Source organism: Vibrio sp. D173a (genome assembly GCF_030248475.1).
The window spans coordinates 1-705 of sequence record NZ_JAHGAH010000914.1; the positions used below are offsets into that span (position 1 = coordinate 1).

Genomic DNA, 705 nt, shown 5'->3' on the forward strand with positions numbered 1-705 from the left:
ACCATCCGTCCAAACAAAAGCCGTTATGACTTAATTCTGTGGCTATGTTACGTGAAGCAAATTAGCTCAGACCATGATCAGCCTCAGAAACCTTGCACTGTGGCATATTTTACCCCAACTACGCCCTTTAATTGTGATGATTGTCACTTAATGGGTCGGTTTGTGATCGTGATGTTGCTCATTTCCGCACAAGAATTTGTGAAAAAGATGAGAATACGAAAAATATTTCGTGATCTAAATATCAGAACTCGCAAGAAGATGAAAATAGATAAACAAAAAATTCATCATTCAAAGTTAAGTTATGGGACGGGGGCTTGTGATCATAATCACTCCAAATTTTTAATCTGGAGCTGAACATGAGATTTAGATCACTAACCCAACGTCAGTACGCCCCCTACGCCCTCTCATCTACTCCTAGTTAGCCGTACGACCGGGATGATGTTTAGTTAATTGTGACCATGCACGATATGTCACAGATGAATTAGAACAAATAAAAGCGAGATTTCTGAAATGAAAGCAACTCAGCAAAAAACTTTTGATAAAGTGTCGTTCCAAGAAAGTGTAAAGAAACACCTATCTGCTACCTACGCAACTACAGTAGAAACAGCGGACAGCCGCGCATGGTACCTAGCAATGGGTCGTGCACTAGCAGAACTAACAACGTTTGACCTGCTAGCTACTGAAAACGATGAAAAAATTAAGAAC

The 705-nt window shown here is 40.1% G+C and carries 2 protein-coding genes; both read left to right on the top strand.

Going from position 1 to position 705, the window contains the following annotated elements; all coding sequences use genetic code 11:
• Window positions 1–354 (top strand): hypothetical protein (locus KIV40_RS30240; RefSeq protein ID WP_285352960.1); only part of this gene is annotated, 354 nt, incomplete at its 5' end.
• A 156-nt stretch (window positions 355–510) separates the two neighbouring features.
• Window positions 511–705 (top strand): hypothetical protein (locus tag KIV40_RS30245; RefSeq protein ID WP_285352961.1); only part of this gene is annotated, 195 nt, incomplete at its 3' end.